The organism is Nostoc sp. DSM 114160, assembly GCF_053470305.1.
In genome coordinates, this window is record NZ_JBPFGO010000004.1 from 83110 (window position 1) to 103094 (window position 19985).

Below are 19985 nucleotides of genomic sequence, written 5' to 3' on the forward strand. Positions count from 1 at the left end.
TCAACACTCATAACTGAAAACTCCTAACTTGTATTGTGCTAGACCGAGCTGTATCTGAACTATCAAAGCCTCGCAGGCGCTTACCCGATCAACGTTGGCAAATTTATCCACAAAAACCAGAATTTGCCCAAAATCTGGCGGTTTTGACAAATATTTCCCCGATTGTCAGCCAGTTATTGATTAATCGGGGTATGGAAACACCAGAACAGGTACAAGGATTTTTAAATCCAGAGTCTTTAGTTTTGCCTTCGCCGTTAGAAGATTTCCCAGATTTGGCGATTAGTTTGGAGTTGTTGGAAAATGCGATCGCTTCTCAAACAAAAATTGCTATTTGTGGTGACTACGATGCTGATGGAATGACCAGCACTGCTCTACTTTTGCGTAGTCTCCGCACTTTAGGCGCACAAGTAGATTATGCTATCCCCAGCCGGATGCACGAAGGTTATGGTATTAATAAACGCATAGTTGAAGAATTTCACAGCGAAGGGGTGGGATTAATTCTGACTGTAGATAATGGTATCTCTGCGTTTGAACCAGTCGCCAGAGCTAGAGAACTTGGTCTTGCGGTGATTATCACCGATCATCACGATATACCCCAAAAATTACCGCCAGCTAACGCTATCCTCAACCCTAAATTGATAGCTGAATCCTCACCTTATCGGGGTGTTGCTGGTGTTGGTGTTGCCTACATCTTGGCAGTTTCTCTAGCACAACAGCTAGGGCAGACTAAAGGCTTGATCCAGCCAATGCTAGCATTGTTTACACTGGGAACGATCGCAGATTTAGCCCCCTTAACTGGCGTGAATCGCCGTTGGGTGAAACGCGGTTTACAGCATTTACCCAAATCCAATTTAGCTGGTGTACAGGCATTGATTCAGGTAGGCGGCGTTCAATCGAGGGGAGACGGGGAGCAGGGGAGCAGGGGAGCAGGGGGAGCAGGGGAAGTAGGGGAGAAAAAATTCAATATTCCTAACTCCTCACTCCTCACTCCTAACTCCTCAAATCCAAAATCGCTCAAGCCTGAAGATATCGGGTTTCGTCTGGGGCCGCGAATTAATGCTATTGGCCGGATTGGTAATCCCCAGACTGTGATTGAATTGCTGACTACAGATGATATGGGAGTGGCGCTGGAAAAAGCAATGCAGTGCGAACAAATCAACGCTTCTCGCCAGGAGATGTGTCAGCAAATTGAACAAGAAGCGATCGCTTATGTAGAGACAGAATTTGTTGCGTCTCTACAAAAAGACCGTGTATTAGTTGTTGTTCAACCCAATTGGCATCATGGCGTTATTGGGATTGTCGCCTCTCGTTTGGTGGAACGCTACGGTGTTCCTGTATTTATTGGAACTTATGAAGATGAGGGACATATACGCGGTTCTGCACGCTCAATTCCAGAGTTTCATGTGTTTGAAGCTTTGGAATATTGTCACGATTTACTAGGGAAATTTGGCGGACACAAAGCAGCCGGGGGATTCTCTCTACCAGCAGAAAATTTACAGGTGTTGCGATCGCGTTTGATTGAGTTTGCTAACCAGTGTCTTGAACCCCAGCATCTCAAACCTCTGCTGAAAATTGATGCCGAAGTCAACCTTAATCACATCAATCAACAGCTTTATCAACAGCTTAATGCTCTACATCCCTGCGGTATGGACAACCCCGATCCAGTTTTCTGGACACCTAATGTTCAAGTGGTTGAGCAAAAAATTGTTGGTAAAGGTCACATCAAACTGACCGTTGCCCAAACTATTGATAATCAGGAGTATAAAATCAAAGCGATCGCTTGGCGTTGGGGCGACTACTTCCGCTTACCATCGCGAGTGGATATCGCTTATAAACTGCGAGAAAATTACTTTAACGGTAACACTAGCATTGAGCTAGAGTTGATAGGAGTCAGACTGCCAATTCAGATTCAACAATTTTTTGCTTCGCCACCTATTCAGTCAAGCACCACCTTTGAGTACAACCAGCGACAATATACTTGTGGTTTCTATAAAAATGGTATTAAAGCAGAATTAAGAATTAGAAATTCTGAAGGCAAAGTCTTAGCCATGCAGCCAGGACATATAATTGGTTTGCTGGGCACTAATCGTCAAAACGCTAAAGAAGTTGATATTTCTCAACCACAGTATGACAATATTATCCAAGCTGCCCTTCAGGCGTTATCAGTACTGAGTGCTGAGTTATGAGTTATGAGTTATGAATTCTTAATTAACTTCTCACTCCTAACTCTTAACTGTTAACTCCTTAGTCAGCACTCAGCACTCTTATAGGTTGCCGTTGCGAAATGCCAGCACAAATATTACTGCTGGCCCAGCAATCACGATCAGCGCCACGGACAACAATTGGAAAATAACTTCCCAATTGATACTGGTAAAAGCGTTAAACAAGTCAGACACAGCGTCAAACATTTTTCCTTTTCTCCTGCCAATAGTCTTAAAAAATTCAATAACTTAAATTAGAAAACCCGAAATCGATCATATATGGCTATGGACTGTTAAATTTAATTTACTTAACAAAATTATAAGAAAAGATATAAAAACGTAAAATAGGGGGATTGGGATTAAGGGAGAGGTGACAGGAAATAATCTGTACCCTATTCCCTGTCCCCTATTCCCTTCTTCAATCCCTAATTAAAAATGTCAACTTGGCAATGTGTAAAGCAATGTGGAGCCTGTTGTAATCTCGATCCAGCAGAGCGTCCAGACTTGGAAGAGTACCTCTCTCCATCAGAACTAGAACTCTACCTCAGCATGGTAGGCGAAGGAGGATGGTGCGTTAATTTCGACCATACCACGCGAGAATGTCGCATTTACCCCAATCGTCCCCGCTTCTGCCGTGTGGAATCAGAAGTGTTTCAAGATATGTATGGGATTGAACCAGAAGAAGTCAACGATTTTGCTATTGACTGCTGTCGCCAGCAAATAGAAGGAGTTTATGGCGATCGCAGTTTAGAAATAATACGCTTCGACCAAGCTGTTGGCCTTTGACATCCAACCCTGCTTTTTTTGTGTGAGATTGCAATTTATGACAAAAATCTGAGAAAATGATAGAAATATGAAAACACCCTAGCAACCAAAACTACTGCTTGTGAAACTTGATTCTGCACCTTTGGAGATTTCTGACATATCTCACACTGAGATCGAGCTAGAACTGGAAGACAGCAATGATTTTAACTTAACTCCTGCGATCGCTCCCTTGGTTCAGCCTGTAATTGCCGATAGTCCTCAAAAGCAGCAATCAACGCTAGTAGTTTTCGGTACGACTTTTGTAACCATTTTTCTAGCAGAAATTGGAGATAAAACTCAGCTATCCACTTTGTTAATGAGCGCACAATCTCATTCGCCGTGGGTGGTATTTATCGGCTCGGCGGCAGCGCTAATAACCACCAGCTTATTAGGTGTACTTTTAGGTAGTTGGATAGCCAGCCGACTCAGCCCAAAAACTGTAGAAAAATCAGCCGGCGTGATGTTATTGGTAATTTCCCTAATGCTGTTTTGGGATGTATTCCAAGGTTAGTTACAAGTTAGGAGTTAGGAGTAGAGACGCGATTAATCGCGTCTGTACAAGAATTAGGAATTAGAAGTTAGTAGTTATTCTCCCTCATCTTCCCCATTCCCCATCAATTATATGGATTGGCATCTTTTAGGACTTAGCTTTATTACGGTTTTTTTATCAGAATTGGGTGACAAAAGTCAGCTAGCGGCGATCGCACTTTCAGGACGTTCTAATTCTCCACGTGCAGTGTTTTTTGGTGCAGCAGGCGCATTGCTGTTGACAAGTTTGTTGGGATCGTTAGCAGGGGGTGCAGTAGCTGAATTATTACCTACACGGATTTTAAAAGCGATCGCAGCTGTAGGATTTGCCATTCTTGCGGCACGTCTGCTGTTATTTAACAATGAACCATCAGCAGATTCAGAGCAAACACCTTGAAGAATTCAGAATCCAGGAATCAGAATTAGTCTTTGTGGGCGATTGGAAGGCGCCAAGGTTTTAAACCAATCTCACTTAACCAGACTTGAATTCATACTGAATTCTGACCGGAGCTAACGGAAACGTCTCCGGCTCCGCTCCTGAGTTCTGAATTCTTTTTTACAAACGTTCCCAAGCAGTTCCTTTGTAGCCGTATTGAAAAATTTCTGGATGCAAAATTTCTGCCAAAATTTCTAGCGAATCTACCAGTCGCGGCCCTGGACGATTGAAATAAGAATTGCCATCAGTAATGTAGACTCTACCAGTTTCGGTAGTATGTAGTTTTTCCCACTCTGGACGTTGAGTTAATAAATTGGCTTCTTTGCGAGTGCGGTTTAAATCAAAGCCACAAGGCATAAAAATAATTATATCGGGATTAGTTGTTACTAGTGTTTCCCAAGGCAATATCGGAGAAGGCTGACCCTGTAGCGCAAAATAAAGACTGTCCTCCTGCTAAGTTAACTAATTCAGGAATCCAATTAGCGGCGATCATCAAAGGATCGGTCCACTCGATACAAGCGACAGTAGGCAGTTCATCTAAAGAAAGTCCTTGGATTTTTTGCTGACAAATTTTGACGCGAGCTTCTAAATTTTCTAAGACTTTTACCGAGTCTACGCCAAAGATGTTGCTGACTCGTTCAATGTCAGCCCAAACATCTTGGAGAATATTGGGTTGTAAAGAAATAATCTGAGGTTTACTGTCAATGAGTGTAGCAACTGCCTTTTCAACATCGTGTAAGCTGACAGCACAAACGTCGCACTGGTCTTGAGTGAGAATGTGGGTAGGCTGCAATTGCTCTAAAACATCTGTTTTGATTTCATAAATACTCAGAGCAGATTGCAATAAATTGTTCACGTCGTCGTGAATTTGGCTGCTGGAGGCATCACTATTTAAACGTGCTTGGGTACAAATGGGGCGATTGAGGATTTCTGGAGGGTAATCGCATTCGTGCGATCGCCCCACAATAGCATTAACCAACCCTAGTGTCGCTAAAATCTCCGTTCCACCGGGAATTAGGGAAACAATTCTTACATCATTATCTGTCATCGCTCCACCTCCGCAAAAGCTGCCGTTACCTTAAGTTTGGCAGAATTTGAGCCATTAAGTATCTTTCTCTAGGAGAATCAAGGGTATTTTGCTAATCAGTACTCAGCAAGAAATTGTACTAGCGATTGGGTATTGAGAAAAGTCTTTAGCACTCCCCAGTTTCAAATAAAAAATACTATACTACTTATACTACTTGATAGTAAAATTACTTAATAATGAAATTACTAGAAATGCTAATTACCCCCTGGCAAAAATTATTGGTATGAAGTAACAGAAGTAATCAGCAAAATCTAGCTTATAACTAATTAGCCAGAATCATAAAATTTAGTTAGAAAAATTATACTTTCCGGTTATGAAAAACCATAGCAAGTAATTGTAGTTATACAAAGACAGTTCTACTTTTTCCGTAGAACTGCAAGTCCAAATTATTTCTTCTTGAGGGCAACTAATGCAGGTGGTGTCAGCTAGAAATATAACAGAGCACAACCAGGCCCAAGAGGCTTTACGAATCAGAGAAAGTAGTCGGCGAAAACAAAGCCAGATGCTGGTGCAACTGGCAAGAAGCAAGACATTTCAGCAAGGTAATCTCAATGCGGTGTTGAGGGAAATTACAGAAACTGCTGCTCAGACGCTGTTAGTAGAGCGAGTTGGGGTATGGTTATATAATGAAGAACGTTCAAAAATTGAATGCATTGATTTGTATGATGTCAGGACTAAGAAGCATACCTTTGGTAACTTGCTTTTAAAAACAAATTTTCCTGCTTATTTCCAGGCTTTAGAAGAGGAGCGTACTATTGCCGCAGATGATGCTAGAAACGATCCCAGAACCCAAGAATTATCCGAGTCTTATCTTTCAGTTTTAGGCATCACATCTATACTAGACGCACCAATTTGGCTAGAGGGTCATTTGATAGGCGTAGTTTGTCACGAACACATAGGTGAAGGTCGCCAATGGACTTTAGAAGAAGAGAGTTTTGCTGGCTCAATTGCAGATTTTGTGACACTGGCTATAGAAGCGAGCGAGCGAAACGTCGTACAGGAAGCACTGCGACAGAGTGAGGCACAATTTCGGGCGATTTTTGAGCGTTCCTCTATCGGCATTGGCCTAATAGATATGAAAGGGCAGATAGTTGATACCAATCTGGCATTATGCCAGATTTTAGGATACAGCCGAGAAGAGTTATACGGCAAATGCTTTACAGATTACATTTCCATAGAAAGAGAGGATTTAAAACTTTACAAACAACTGATGTCAGGAATTCGCACAGACTTAAAGAGAACTTCGAGGGACGGTTTGCAACCCTCCAGACATCAGAAACAGCTTGTCGAAAGACATCGTATTGAGATAGAAAGATGCTGCGAGCATCAAAATGGTAACTTACTTTGGACTCATATCTCTGTTTCTGTTATACCAGGCAGCAATGGTAAACCTGAGTTTTTTCTAGCGATGATTGAGGATATTACTGAACGTAAGCAAACAGAGTTGAAACTACGTGCCTCTCAAGAAGCAGCAGAAGCTGCCAATCGAGCAAAAACTGAATTTTTAGCAACCATGAGCCATGAGTTGCGGACACCTCTGAATGCGATTATGGGTTTGTCACAGTTACTGCAACAAGAAATAGTTGGCTCTCTGAATGAAAAGCAAAACGAATATATAAGTTGTATATATAGTAGTGGCGAACACCTGCTGGCAGTGATTAACGATATCCTTGACTTATCAAAGGTAGAAGCAGGCAAAGAGGAACTGTTACTATCATCTTTATCAGTAGCAGATATATGTAATTATGCCATCTGGACAGTGCGCGATCGCGCCTCAGAAAAGGGATTGCAACTCACACATGAAATTGACCAAGAAGCTGATATTTGCATTGCTGATGAGCGGCGCATCAAGCAAATGCTACTCAACTTGCTGACTAATGCGATTAAATTCACCCCAGCAGGCGAAGTATCGCTGGTAGTCAAAAAAGTGCCACAAGGGATAACGTTTACAGTCTCAGATACTGGCATTGGTATAGACTCAAGTCAATTTCAATTTTTATTTGAACCGTTTAAACAGCTTGACAGTCGGTTAAATCGTCAGTATGAAGGCACTGGTTTAGGTTTAGCTTTGACGCGGAAATTAGCGCGTTTACATGGTGGAGATGTTACCGTGACATCAACTTTAGGAAAGGGCAGTCAGTTCATTCTGTTTCTACCAAATCCAGAGCATCCGGAAAATGGGGAAGATGAGACAAATCATCTCGATGAGACAGAAGAGGAAGCAAATACCTCGTCCTCCTCTTCTTCAGGCATCTCCACAAATAAAACTATTTTGCTTGTAGAAGAAGAGGAAAACACAGCAACAGTATTGCAAGATTATCTCCACACAATTGGCTACCAAGTCAAGTGGATAGATAATGCTAACGACTTTTTGAAACAGATACAAAGCTTCCAACCAGATTTAGTTTTTTTTGATTTGCAGTTAGTAAAAGATGTTCATATCTGGAATTTGCTGAATATCCTTAGAAAAGAGCCTTATCGGGAACATTTACCGATTGTGATGATGACCTTTAGCGAACCTTTAGAGGAGGAAATCGCCATGCTACCAGGTAGTTTTGATGACTACCTGATCAAGCCAATTCGTATAGTCCAGCTAGAGTCAATTTTAATGAAATATTTTAGTTAATTGCTCATAAAATACATATTTATCTGAACAATTATTGAAAAATACTATATAATTGTAATTTAACTGTGAAAATATTTTTCTACTTTTCAAATCGCAAATACAGCTTATTCAAATATTTATCGTTCTAGAAAATCCAGTTTTTTGTATAAATATTTCATATATTATTGAGCATGAATTACGACTTCTGGAATATGTTGTTTAGCTATCACTAGGACATTTTCAATAATTTTCTTACCAATACTTTGCTCTCTAATTGTCGATAAAACAGCTAATCTTTCTATTTTGGCAGTTTTATCATCTAAATATCTGATTCTAGCAGTACCTACAGCTTCCGCATTAAAGAAGCAATTAGACGCTCGAATATTTCATCTTTGCCATCAAATTATCAAGCGGGATCTACCCTTATTCTTTTTGAAAAACTAATACCAATTCAATTAATGATTGCAACACATCCTTGGGTAAAGACGCGACGCCAGTCGCTACAACGGGGGGAACCCCCGCAACACGCTGGCTCATGAATCGCGTCTCTACAAATGGTCTATTTGTCGCATTCTTTTTTAAAATTGGTATAATTTTCTAATTACTTAAATTGCCGGAAAATCTTTAGGTAATTCAGCAACTTTTATAACTAAATTACTCATTAAACTCTGTTTGATGTTACTACCTATTGTAGTTTAACGTGAGTTTGATGTACCTCTCCCTGCTTTGAACGAAAGTGCAAGCCTGTCCCTCTCGTAGTCGGAGCTACGGTGTACACACAAGTCCTTCTGACCCCCTCTAACTCCCCCTTGGTAAGCAGGGCTGTTTCATCCGAAATTTTAGGGATTTTGTCAAGAGTATGAGTCAGAAATTTGCTTGAGTGGGAAAAAGAAAAACTACCACCTCAACCAGCAAATTTAAGTGCATTCACCATTTTCTTGCCCAATCAGATTCTTTAGTCACCTGGTTTTTTTGCTTGAAACGCTTGTAAATCAGCGCCTTTTAGGGAATGAAACAGCCCTGCTTGGTAAGGGGGACCGGATAATTTTCCCCCAATGCATCGGGGAAATTAAGGTTGGTAAATCCAGGATTGGGGGTTCATTACCAAGATGTGTGTACACCGTAGGAGTCGGAGAGGGAGGGTTTTACGCAGTCAAATCAGGAACAGGTGTTTTGATTGTGCTAATTAGACAGACACGATATGAGCCGTAGATTTCACATTAGTTTAATCTGCTCCTTCAATTGGTGCAAAACCTTGACGTTGAATATTTTCTGTCACCGCGCGTGGTTCTAAAAATTGCAGTAAGTAATCAGGGCCGCCTGCTTTAGAACCTACTCCCGAAAGTTTGAATCCACCAAAGGGTTGCCGTCCAACGATCGCTCCGGTAATATTGCGGTTGATGTACAAATTACCGACTTCAAATTCTGTCTGTGCCTGCTGAATGTGCGAAGGTGTTCGAGAATAAAGTCCGCCAGTTAAGGCGTAATTTGTACCGTTGGCGACTGCTAACGCTTCCTGGAAATCTTTCACCCGAATTACCGCCAGCACAGGGCCAAAAATTTCTTGCTGAGAAATTACCGCATTGGGCGATACTTCACTAAAGATGACTGGGCCAATAAAGTAGCCTTGTTCGGGTGCTGGTAATTCCAACGCCACTTCTGCTTCTGCCTTACCTTTTTCAATATACTCGCGGATGCGATCGCGGGCATTAGCATCAATCACCGGTCCAACTTGGGTACTCGGTAACTCTGCTTCCCCAATATTCAACGATTTTGTCGCTTCCACCAACCGCTGCACAAAGGTATCATAAATCGGTTCCAGCACAATCACCCTGGAAGCAGCAGAACATTTTTGGCCGCTGTAACCAAATGCCGACTGCACCACTCCGACAACAGCTTGGTCTAAATCAGCACTTTCATCGACAATAATGGCATTCTTACCGCCCATTTCCGCAATCACCCGTTTCATGTGTTTCTGTCCGGGTTTCAATATTGCGGCTTCTGCGTAAATTCGACAGCCGACTTCTTGGGAACCCGTAAAAGCAATTACATGAGTATCTGGATGATTTACCAAATAAGCGCCAACTTGCGAACCCTTACCAGGTACGTATTGAAATACACCTTTGGGAAAACCAGCGTCTACCAAGATTTCTGCGAGTTTTGCTGCAATTACAGAAGATGTTTCCGCAGGTTTGAGGAGAGTGCAATTGCCCGAAACTAAAGCTGCAACAGTCATTCCACAAGCGATCGCTAGCGGGAAATTCCACGGAGAAATAACTACAGCAATGCCCCGTGGCTGATAAATATAACGATTAGTTTCACCAGGTATGTCATAATTCACACCTTCATCTAACCGTTCAATCTCGTCAGCGTAGTAACGACAAAAGTCTATCGCTTCTGAAACTTCTCCATCAGCTTCCTTAACTGGTTTCCCAACTTCCAGAACTATCCAAACTGAAAGTTCAGTGCGGCGGAGTTCCATCAAATCACCCGCTTTCCGCAAAATATCAGCGCGTTGTTTAGCTGGTGTTTTCTTCCATTCAGGAAACGCCGCTTTCGCAGCTTGCATCGCCTGTTCTGCTTGTTCAACGCTAATCAACCCAACTTTACCAATTACCTCACTGAACTTAGAAGGATTCAGAGAATCAACAAATTCTGGTGGATTAACATACTCGCCATTAATCAGTGGTAAATAAGTTTTACCCAACTGTTGACGAACGCTTTGGAAAGCTTGCGCCGCCTTCTTTCTCACCTCTTCCTCGGCGTAATCGGTATCAGCAGCACCAGAGAAATGAGAGTGAGGAGTTAGGAGTGAGGAGCGATGCCCTGAGCCTGCCGTTCGCGCAGCGTCTCGTAGAGAAGGGTTAGGAGTTAAAGAGTTTTTGTCTTCTTTGACAATCGGCGGTGCTAATAATTCTTCAATCGGCCGATTTTCAAGATTTTGCCGTAAAAAAGAACTATTAGCGGTATTTTCCAACAATCGGCGAATTAAATACGCCATCCCCGGCAATAATTCACCGTAAGGACAGTAAACTCTGACTCGATAACCTTTATCAACCAACGCCTTGGCAACTTTATCACCCATACCGTAGAGGACTTGCAACTCAAAGCGACGGCGGGGGACATTTAAACTTTCAGCGATGGCAATAGCGCGAGAGTGCGATCGCACATTATGGCTACCAATGGCAGAATAGACATATTGATGATTTTCTAGCAATAATTGAGTGATGGTTTCAAAGTTAGCATCAGTTGCGGCTTTGTCGTTGTAAACTGGCTGTGGCCAATGCTTTTGGGCTGCTTTGATCGTTTCTTGATCCCAATATGCGCCTTTCACCAAGCGGATTGTTAGGGGATAACCGCGTTCTTTTAACCAGGAAATTATGTCTTTGGCATCTTGTTCGCTATCACGCAGATATGCTTGAATTGTCATGCCAATATCTGTGCGTTGCCGAAACTCCTCTTCTAGTAACAGTTTTTTCAGAATGCTGAGAGTTATGTCCTTATAAGCATACTGTTCCATATCAAAATGTACAGCTGCGCCTAATTCTTTAGCACGATGTAAGAGAATCCGAATGCGATCGCTAACTCGCTCTTCACTACCTTTAGCATCTAATGGGTCAAATTGGGAATAAAACGCCGTTAATTTCACAGAAACCTGAACTTTTGGGATCGGTTCGCCATCAGCCTCATCAATCGCCGGAATAACTGCCCAATTCTTCGATGCTTCCACCAATTGTTGCATTAATTCTAGATAGCGTTCTAGATAAGACTGCGCTTCCGCTTCGGTAATTACAGCTTCACCAAGTAAATCGATGGTGAAAGCCATTTTTTCTTTTCGCAGTCGTTCAACTGTTTTAATGACTTGTTTGATATTTTCCCCAGAAATATATTTATGGGCAAGTGTCTCAACTGCTGTCCCAACAGTTGTAGCAGCAACTTGTCCAGGCATCGAGTCGGGGTTAGCAAAGTTTAGCATTCCCTTCAAAGCTGCCGGCAATTCTACAGATTCATCGCCTAAATATTCTTGTAAATGTGAGGCAATTTCTGATTTACTGTGCAAAGCAGGTAGCGTATCTATAAAGCGAAATAGTTGCACCCGCAAGCCAGGGTTACTCATTGCCCAAGCTAGTAATTTATCATCCCAACGCATTTGATCCCGCAGGGAAGAAAAAAACGAACGATTTTCCTGCGTTGCGGCTAGAAGTTGTTTAGCAATTTCTTGGGTTTTAGCTTCGTAGGTGCTTGTTTGTACTTGTAATACCACTGATAATAACTCCGTTAATCAAGGCAAGGCTTTTTGTACAAAGCCTGTGTCTCTATTTTGACGCTTTCATCTAGCTGTCACCATTATGTAGAATTCGTAATCGACGACAGATGTGGATTAAATAGATAAAAACTGCTATAAACTCGACTATGACAACGCACTTAACAATGCCCGCTTAAATTCAGCTGCACTCTTAAAGTGAATTTCTGGCTTATCAACCAACGCCAAATCAATCACCTGCGCTAGGGGTTGCATAATTGTTGCATCTCGTTGGCGAATTGGTATGGGATTATTCTGTAAAACTGCCAGAAAAGGATCGCCTGTGAAGTTGCGGGGGAAACAACCTGTTAGCATATTGTAGAGACAAGCCGCAACTGCCCAAATATCTACCTCCGGTTGGGCATATTTAAAGTTAAGCACCTGCTGTCGCGGCATGAAAACGGGAGTACCCGCTTGAGTTCCAGTCAAAGTTTGACCACTTAAACCAGCCAAGTCAAAGGCTTTAGATAAGCCGTAATCACCGATTTTAGCCACCAGCTTTCCATCAATCTTAGTCAAGAAGATGTTACTCGGTTTGAGGGTCGCGGTGAACTATACCTTTACCTTTGCCAAACTTCCCATCAGCCAGTTTGACATAAGGAAGTTCAACATTGTGGGCATATTCTAAAGCGTCTAAAATTTGGAGAATAATCGGTACTGCAATATCAACAGACAATCGCCCACCCAGTTGTTGCATGAAATCCCATACAGTACCGCCCTCACAATATTCCATTGTAAAAAAGAAGATAATTTCCGAGAAGCCAGAATCCATGAGTTGCACTACATGAGGATGTTGCAATGCCTTAGTGTTTTCAGTCTCCCGGAGAAACATCTGCACAGCGAAGTCATTCGCCGCCACTGCTGGTAACATGACCTTTAAGGCTATGAACTTGCCAGACTGATTGTGCTGTGCTAAATAAACTTCTCCGAATTCACTCGTGCTGAGAAGTTTGACAATATTATAACCGCTAATTGCTTTGAGATTGCGATCGCCACTCTCAGCCAATTTCAGAAAGTATCTGATGATGTCTAAGCAATAAACTTGTTGTACTGGGTTATTTTTGACAGTAACATCGTCAGGGATGAAGGTTGGTAGATTTACTTCATCTGGATGTATTTCTATACTAACTTTAAAGACAGTGTGACCTAAGTTAATTTCGTCGCCTGTTCGTAAATCATACTCTGGAAAGTGGCATTTTACAGCTTCTTCAGCCGTTTGATTTCGTTGGCGTTGTCCAATATTTTTACCGTTAATGTAAGTGCCATTTTTACTACCAAAGTCCCGCACCCGAATATCAGGAGGATTAATATCCAGTAAACAGTGATAGCGGGAGATGCCCCGATGATTCCGATCATCTGGTAACTGAGGATTGCAATCTGAACTTCTACCGATTATGCAGCTACTGCGGCAATCAAAAATATATTGCTGTCCTAATAATTGTCCTTGAATAACGGTAAGGATGATTTTAGCTGGCATCTGAACAATAAAAAATTAATGCCCACAATCATAACTTACCTGTATCAGATATCACAGTAGTGAACCACTGATGTCCCGCAAAGTATCTGAGATTAAATCCGGTTGAATACTGATTACAAATCTTGATGAAAAAGAAAACACCTACAACCCCACATAAAACTTTTACCTGTCGCTGCTGGAAGTCTTCTTTACTTTGTTGAATATGATTGAGGGTTTTAATAACAACTAAATTTACCTGTATGCTGTTCTATGGCGCTATAGGTGACACCAAAGCCACCGCCACCAAGGACTTTTTGTATAATGAATCTTCCGTTGTCCAGATGTTGATTGGGCGTCCAAAGTTTCATTGATTTATAACTAGATTTATAACTTGTAAATATATTCGCGTGAACTCACTCTTAACCCTTTACTACAAGTAAGGGGAAGAAAATTTTTCCCCTCTTTCTCGTAGCCGAGTTAGAAGATGAGGTTCTACTTGAAGTCTTCTACTGCTGTTTTAACAGTATGTACTTATTTTTTCCAATACTCAGAATGGGTATACTGCCTCTATGCCTACAGAAAACTTTATGGATATTTTATTTTATAACTGGCAACAAACACTCCAACCCTTTGGCGTTGACCAGGTAGCGGCTGAGAAAGCCTTTAATCTCTTGGTAGAAGCTTACTCTACCCCTGGTCGCTATTACCATACACTGAAACACATCGATCGCGTTCTCAGCACAATTGAGATTTTGCAAGGCTATGCCAACAACTTAGCTGCTGTTCAACTAGCTGCCTGGTTTCACGATGTAGTGTATGACACTGAAGCCAAAGATAACGAAGAACGAAGTGCAGACTATGCTTTTGAATTGCTGAATAATTTGGGTATTCCAGAAAGTATCATAATTACTGTCACCCGTCTGATTTTGAACACTAAAAACCACCAAGCTGCGGTAAATGACTATGATAGCCAAGTCCTAGTTGATGCAGATTTAGCGATTTTGGCTACTAACCCAGTTGATTATAAAGAATACGCCCATGCTATTCGTCAGGAATATGGCTGGGTAGCAGAGGCAGATTATATCACAGGTCGTCAGAAAATTTTAGAACGATTTTTACAGCGATCGCGTATTTATCTTACACCTTTAATGTCAGAGTTTGCCGAACCATCTGCTCGTGGCAATATCCAGGCAGAAATTCAATCTTTATCGCTTGGTTAGTTTGATAAAAATTTCAAGTCTTGGGAACCAGGACTCCCTATCAAAGCAGCGAATGTAAGACCAATAAAACAAGGAGTTCTGAAGGCTATCCCTGATGAATTGGCAGACCTAACACCATACCGCAAGCGCGGTTGGTGTCTGGTAATTTACCGTCTGCCACCACCACGATGAGGTACTTCAGGCACTTCAGTATTTTCTAGCTTTCTTTTTGGTGCAAACATTTCTTGATGTTGTTGCTGTTGAATTTTTTGCTGTGCAAATTTTACGCGGGTACGAACTCCCACATCGGCATCAGTATCAAGTATTTGCTGAAGTTGATTTGTAATCCGCGATGCTTGCTCTGGTAAAGTGACTGCTATGGCAATTGCTAGTGCCTCTAAACTCGTCACTGCTGCATAGCGCACTATCCACTCTGGATCTTGAGAAATTACTAATAGTGCCTCTAATACCTGAGTCTGAACAGATTCCACTTTCTCAGCAGGTAGTTGCTGCCAACGTAAAGTGCCTAATCCCCTAGCAGCTGCTCGCCGCACACTTAAGGAAAAATCGTTTTTTGCTGCCTCTAATAAGGTATCTAGCGCCCGAACATCGCCAATTCCCGCTAAGGCACGAATCGCCCAGGCTCTCGCACTGTAGTTGTAGTCATCAATTAGTTCCAATAGTGATGGTACTGCGACTTCGCCGATCGCAATTAGTCCATCTACTGCTGCCACTGCTGCCCCTGGATTGTTGTAGCCCAAAGCTGCAATCAGAGTGGGAACAGATTCCTCAATACCAGCTGCCGCTAATTCCTGAACTGCGTCTAATAAGCGATCCGAAGAGTCTGCTTCTTCCACAGCACGAATTAATATTTGGGCAAGGTCACTGTTATTCATAATAATTTGCCATCAGTCATTAGGGATCTGCCAATTGTAGCTTAAGCCCTCCGTAGTTGACATCAGACATAAACCCCCTAGCCCTTATTTCGCAGTTATGTTAGGGCTTTATGTGCGATCGACACTTGATTTAAACGTATTAATAACAACTAATGCCTGGGAAATTATAACTACAAAAGCGAGTCCATCAAATTTATCACTTTAATCGCACCATCTGACAAAGTGCTTGTTGCTGTGTGCTTAACTTGATGTTCTAGTAATCCTTTCAGAGAAATTAGCTTCAGGCTATTTTCAGCAAGAGTTTCGGCGATCGCATCTGCTGCGGGTAAATATCCAATCGCTCCCAAATCTGCTAACACTGCTCGACGCAATTGCAATTTATCTCCTGCCAGAGCTTTGACTAACCGTTCTCCATAAACTGGTTCTTGGGTTAATTGATACATCGCTCGTGCGGCAGCATATTGCACCAATTCGATTGGATGCTCTAAAAATGGTTTTACCAAAGGGATGCACTCAGTCGCCCTCAATGTTCCCAAGGCTTCTAAAATGGCCTCGTAGGGTTGAGATAAATCAGGCTGCTTTGATATTAGCTGCTCTCCCTGCAAACCTACTTGTAATAACTCAATCAGGGCGGGAATACAAACCGGATCGCCCAGCATTTCTAAGGATTGTGCCGCTGCTTCCCTGACATAAAAATCTGAGCAGTCTAAACACCCAATTAAAGGTGAGACTGCCTGGCGATCGCCTAGTTTCCCTAAAGCCCTAGCTGCGTTACGTCGCAGAGGATATCCGCCTTCTGGTGTTCTGTCGGCTTCATCCTTTAACGCTTTAATCAATCCTCTAACCGCAGCTGCTTCACAGATTTGAAACCTACCCAACCACCAGGCAGCATAAAAGCGCAGACCTAAATCTGCACTCTCAAGATTAGCGATCGCTTGCTCTACTGTTAAAGATTCACCATCGCCAGAGTTACCTGTCGGTGATAAATCTTCAAATTTTTGCGGACTAGAATTCATTATGAAGAAGGAGGATCGCTTTGTTCGCTATTTGTTTTAGCTTCAGCGTTCAATGGCTGAATGCTGACTATTTTGCCACCCAAGCGAGTAATCCGCTGCATTTCTTGATTCATCCGGTTCTCTGGTACTGTGAAAAACACAGTAGCACTAGAACGAATCGGATAGTTGGTTTTTTCAGTTTCTTCGCTTTGGCGCAAACCCACCACTTCATACCGAAAGTAGCGACTACTCGTACTACTAATTGCTCCAACCATAAAATTAATTTCCAATTTTAGATCGTCATTAGTCCTTTGTCCTTAATAATGACTATTGACTAATGACTATTGACTATTGATACTAAAGGGGTTTCACACTAGCTATTTTACCACCTTGTTTTACCACTCTCTGGAAGTAACTAGATAGTTCTTCATAAGGTATAACCACCGCTTGATTGACGCGGCGTGTGCTGGGATACCCAGCTCCAAAAACACCTGCTACTTCAATACGGTAAAGTCTGCCTTCTTTACCAAAAGTTCCCGCACCACCAAAAGTGCTGCTGGGGGTAACGCCTTTTTCAGAAGCAACGTATGAAAAGCCTGAGGAAGCACCAGAGGGAGGAACAACGACGGATGCACTATTGCGACCTAGTTCGCTAGCAAGGCGGGTGTCTTTGCCTTTGAGTTGGGAGGTATCGCTACTGGCATAGCCGCGATAAAGTTGAAATATTCGGGTAAATCCGACAGTTTTTTGTCCTGTTTGGGTTTCAAAGCCGCGATAGTAAGGCACTATATTTTCACCAAAGTTAGATTGATACTCTGGAGAATCGATATAAGAATCAATGTCGGCTTCATATCCCTTGGTTTGATACAAGTCCAAGTGATAGACGACATCAGACTCATCATAAGGGGCACGACCCAACAAATGTTTGTAGTTCAGTTCGATGACACGAGTTTGGAAGTTGTCGTAGAAAAATTTGGATTTGTACAGTTCTGATTTAGCTACTTGACGTACAAATTCTTGCACTGTAATTTTGCCATCGCGCAGGATAGATTCAGCACTTGTCAGGCGGTCAGATGCCAATATGTAGTTGTTGCCCAAAACTTGACGATAGACGGCAGCAATTACTCTTTCAATGTCTTCTTTGGTTGCATTCGGACGCAATTCTACAGGAGACTGATCGCTAAAAGGTTCTGTTCCCAGACGAGAAGCTGCTGTTGTAACGGCCATTGGTAATTTTCCTTTTGTAATTAATAGTTGGAAAAATTAGGAGTTAGGAGTTAAGAGTTAGGATTTAAGGGTAGGAATATAGTTAGGAGTTTAAAACTCATAACTTCTAACTCCTCACTCTTGACTCCTCACTCCTCACTCCTAACTCCTCACTTAATTCCCGATTCCCTATTTATACGGCTGTAATGCTAATAACCTTACTGCCCTTGCGATTCAACTGCTGTAATTTACTAGAAAGTTGTTCGTAGGGTACGATCAATTCCGCAGTACCGCGCCGTACTACAGCTGAGTTTGGGGAAGCTGCTTGTAGTACTCTGATCCGGTATGTTTCGCCGCGATCGCCTCTAGAAAGACCTGCTAAGGCTCCAGCAGAGACTGGATAAATGGGTGAAGCTAAATTCTTAGCCACTTCCCAAGTGAGGCGTCCTTGTTTTTGTCCTTGAGCGCGATCGCTATTGGCATAACCCCGGTAAAGTTGGAACAGTCGGCTATAGCCAACATTTTTCTGTCCTACTTGACTTTTAAAGCCTCTGTAGTAGGGCACAATATTTTCGCCAAAACTCTCTTGGTATTCTAATGAGTCAATGTAGGAATTAATCTCAGCTTCGTAACCTTGTGAGTTGTAAAGCTCAACATGGTACGAAATCTCTGACTCATCTTCTGGGGCACGCCCCAATAAATGCTTATAATTCAACTCGATAAACCGAGTTTGGGAGTTGGAGTAGAAAAACTTATCCCGATAGAGTTCTGATTGAGCAATGGCTAGCACAAATCCTCTTACGGTGATTTCACCTTGTTGCAACAGTGATTCTGCACTCTCTAGACGCTCTCCTTCTAGTAGATATGCATTACCCAAAACCTGACGGTAAGCCGTCCGGATAACCACTGCCACATCGGCTTCTGTTCTATCAGGGCGTAGTTCTACTGGTGCTGAATTTTCAAACGCTGCAATCCCTAATCTTGCTGCTTGTCCCAAAGCTGCCATCTTTAACCTCCTCAGTTTTAACTGCAAAACTGAAAACTTTTTAGAAAATTTTTTCTAGTCTTTTAACAGTCTTTTTGAAATTGACACTCACCTTACTTGAAATCAGGTGATTTTTAAGACATAGCTGCCTTAATATCCTGTTTCCACAGGTTCCCAGGCTCACCTTATCGGTTTGGCAGTCCCTCATAGGGGAGAAACCTCTAGACGTTCTCTGCCAGACACTGCCCGTAGCTTGCTTCCCTGTAGGGGCGCGGACTCGCTAACGTTGCACTAGCATCTTTCCTTCCTTACGGAACGTTCCGCGAACACGTAGCGTCTCCCAAGAGAAGGTAGAAGATTGCGATCGCTGCCTCACCACATTTGCCATAAGGGCGTAGTGATATCTCCTTACGTTATTTCGGGCGTATACTTTCCCCTAGTCCGAGGGTAGGTTCTTAAATCTTGTACTGACAAAAATATTGTGCCAATTGACGGTAGCTTAAAAGAGGCACTGGGTTGTGAACTTTCCCAAATTTGTAGCAAATACCGTGCTACGTCGGCAGCTTTCATCCCTGTTCTAAAGCAAAAAATACAGAACTACGTTCCTCTTTCTCCAAGGTTTTCAGCTAGCTTTTCTTAAAAAACTGCCCGGAGAGGTAAACAACTCATAGAACTCACTTGTCATAAGAGCTGATTTCCTCTCCGGGCTAAAGAAACACTCTAGCTTAGAGTATTGATTACATAGTCGATGTAGGAATTTGCTTCAACAGCTGGATCGCCGCTGAGACCGTGGTTAGCTTTGATGTACTTGAGAGCTTCAATGTACCAGCTAGGAGACAGGTCAAAAGTCCGGTTGATTTCAGCCAAGCCAGAAATTAAGAAATCATCCAAGGGACCTGTGCCACCAACAACTAAAGCGTATGTGATAATCCGCAAGTAGTAGCCGATATCACGTACACACTTGCCTTTACCGCGTGCATCAGCCGCGAAGTTAGGGCCTTGTTGTTGAGTGGTGTAAGGGTACTTGTTATACACTGCTTGAGCAGCACCTTCGGTCAAGCGTTGAGCATTGGCACTCAAAGCTTTTGCTGCTTGTAAGCTAGCAGGAGCTTGGCGGAAGCGACCAAAAGCAACTTGAATTTCGGTGCTGCTGAGGTAGCGTCCTTGAGAATCAGCCGATGCAATTGCTTCAGTTAGAGGTGTTTTTGTCATTTTGGTATTTCCCTTTTACAAACGTTATGGTTGAAATTTTGTTTTGTCCTAATAGACAGGACAATTATTTAG

Annotated in this window: 17 protein-coding genes and 2 pseudogenes; 6 read left to right on the forward strand and 13 right to left on the reverse strand. The window is 42.4% G+C overall.

From position 1 onward, the window contains the following. The first annotated feature begins 35 nt into the window (after positions 1 to 35). Positions 36 to 2186: a single-stranded-DNA-specific exonuclease RecJ gene (locus NSTCB13_RS32230; RefSeq protein ID WP_448275117.1), complete on the forward strand. Its 2151-nt coding sequence runs from the start codon at positions 36 to 38 to the stop codon at positions 2184 to 2186. Between the two features lie 78 nt (positions 2187 to 2264). Here the strand turns inward: NSTCB13_RS32230 and psb30 are convergent, their stop codons facing one another. Beyond that, a complete protein-coding gene (gene psb30, locus NSTCB13_RS32235; protein ID WP_069068686.1) occupies positions 2265 to 2408 on the reverse strand; it encodes a photosystem II reaction center protein Ycf12/Psb30 in 144 nt (47 codons plus the stop codon). 228 nt (positions 2409 to 2636) lie between these two features. On the opposite strand from psb30, the gene NSTCB13_RS32240 reads away from it, so the two are divergent. The 3 genes from NSTCB13_RS32240 (at position 2637) to NSTCB13_RS32250 (ending at position 3930) form a co-directional block, all read left to right on the forward strand. Beyond that, on the forward strand, positions 2637 to 2987 hold the full coding sequence (locus NSTCB13_RS32240; protein ID WP_445631650.1) for a YkgJ family cysteine cluster protein: 351 nt from the start codon (positions 2637 to 2639) through the stop codon (positions 2985 to 2987). A gap of 100 nt (positions 2988 to 3087) precedes the next feature. Further along, entirely contained in the window at positions 3088 to 3516 is a 429-nt protein-coding gene (locus tag NSTCB13_RS32245; RefSeq protein ID WP_448275119.1) for a TMEM165/GDT1 family protein, read from the forward strand. A gap of 111 nt (positions 3517 to 3627) precedes the next feature. Next, complete coding sequence (locus NSTCB13_RS32250) at positions 3628 to 3930, forward strand: TMEM165/GDT1 family protein (RefSeq protein WP_448275121.1); 303 nt, start codon at positions 3628 to 3630, stop codon at positions 3928 to 3930. A gap of 159 nt (positions 3931 to 4089) precedes the next feature. Here NSTCB13_RS32250 and NSTCB13_RS32255 read toward each other — a convergent pair. After that, a pseudogene (locus tag NSTCB13_RS32255) lies at positions 4090 to 5017 on the reverse strand (cobalamin-binding protein). Positions 5018 to 5465: 448 nt separating this feature from the next. On the opposite strand from NSTCB13_RS32255, the gene NSTCB13_RS32260 reads away from it, so the two are divergent. Beyond that, positions 5466 to 7682, forward strand: a complete 2217-nt coding sequence (locus NSTCB13_RS32260) for a hybrid sensor histidine kinase/response regulator (RefSeq protein ID WP_448275122.1) — start codon at positions 5466 to 5468, stop codon at positions 7680 to 7682. Positions 7683 to 7846: 164 nt separating this feature from the next. On the opposite strand, the pseudogene NSTCB13_RS32265 reads toward NSTCB13_RS32260, so the two are convergent. The 5 genes and pseudogenes from NSTCB13_RS32265 to NSTCB13_RS32285 form a co-directional block, all read right to left on the reverse strand. Further along, a pseudogene (locus NSTCB13_RS32265) lies at positions 7847 to 8064 on the reverse strand (GNAT family N-acetyltransferase); the annotation flags it as partial. Positions 8065 to 8886: 822 nt separating this feature from the next. Next, positions 8887 to 11925, reverse strand: coding sequence for an L-glutamate gamma-semialdehyde dehydrogenase (gene pruA, locus NSTCB13_RS32270; protein WP_448275124.1), 3039 nt, complete (start codon positions 11923 to 11925; stop codon positions 8887 to 8889). Between the two features lie 147 nt (positions 11926 to 12072). Next, complete coding sequence (locus tag NSTCB13_RS32275; RefSeq protein WP_448275125.1) at positions 12073 to 12483, reverse strand: protein kinase domain-containing protein; 411 nt, start codon at positions 12481 to 12483, stop codon at positions 12073 to 12075. A gap of 7 nt (positions 12484 to 12490) precedes the next feature. Beyond that, positions 12491 to 13441 (reverse strand): protein kinase domain-containing protein, encoded by a 951-nt coding sequence (locus NSTCB13_RS32280; RefSeq protein ID WP_448275127.1) that lies wholly within the window; start codon positions 13439 to 13441, stop codon positions 12491 to 12493. A 215-nt stretch (positions 13442 to 13656) separates the two neighbouring features. Beyond that, on the reverse strand, positions 13657 to 13788 hold the full coding sequence (locus tag NSTCB13_RS32285) for a hypothetical protein (RefSeq protein WP_445631657.1): 132 nt from the start codon (positions 13786 to 13788) through the stop codon (positions 13657 to 13659). A gap of 201 nt (positions 13789 to 13989) precedes the next feature. Here NSTCB13_RS32285 and NSTCB13_RS32290 point away from each other — a divergent pair, with 201 nt between their 5' ends. Beyond that, positions 13990 to 14640, forward strand: a complete 651-nt coding sequence (locus NSTCB13_RS32290) for an HD domain-containing protein (RefSeq protein ID WP_448275128.1) — start codon at positions 13990 to 13992, stop codon at positions 14638 to 14640. A 146-nt stretch (positions 14641 to 14786) separates the two neighbouring features. Here the strand turns inward: NSTCB13_RS32290 and NSTCB13_RS32295 are convergent, their stop codons facing one another. From NSTCB13_RS32295 to cpcA, 6 genes are all read right to left on the reverse strand, one after another. Next, the gene (locus NSTCB13_RS32295; protein WP_445631659.1) at positions 14787 to 15515 is read right to left on the reverse strand and encodes a HEAT repeat domain-containing protein; all 729 of its coding nucleotides are present in this window, start codon (positions 15513 to 15515) and stop codon (positions 14787 to 14789) included. A 170-nt stretch (positions 15516 to 15685) separates the two neighbouring features. Beyond that, positions 15686 to 16531 (reverse strand): HEAT repeat domain-containing protein, encoded by an 846-nt coding sequence (locus NSTCB13_RS32300; protein WP_448275130.1) that lies wholly within the window; start codon positions 16529 to 16531, stop codon positions 15686 to 15688. Further along, positions 16531 to 16800: a phycobilisome linker polypeptide gene (locus NSTCB13_RS32305; protein WP_448267092.1), complete on the reverse strand. Its 270-nt coding sequence runs from the start codon at positions 16798 to 16800 to the stop codon at positions 16531 to 16533. Before NSTCB13_RS32305 ends, NSTCB13_RS32300 begins: the two co-directional genes overlap by 1 nt. A gap of 67 nt (positions 16801 to 16867) precedes the next feature. Then, a complete protein-coding gene (locus tag NSTCB13_RS32310) occupies positions 16868 to 17737 on the reverse strand; it encodes a phycobilisome rod-core linker polypeptide (protein ID WP_448275131.1) in 870 nt (289 codons plus the stop codon). A gap of 172 nt (positions 17738 to 17909) precedes the next feature. Further along, positions 17910 to 18722: a phycobilisome rod-core linker polypeptide gene (locus NSTCB13_RS32315; protein WP_445631662.1), complete on the reverse strand. Its 813-nt coding sequence runs from the start codon at positions 18720 to 18722 to the stop codon at positions 17910 to 17912. A gap of 699 nt (positions 18723 to 19421) precedes the next feature. Then, positions 19422 to 19913 (reverse strand): phycocyanin subunit alpha, encoded by a 492-nt coding sequence (gene cpcA / locus NSTCB13_RS32320; RefSeq protein ID WP_445631663.1) that lies wholly within the window; start codon positions 19911 to 19913, stop codon positions 19422 to 19424. Positions 19914 to 19985: the final 72 nt, after the last annotated feature.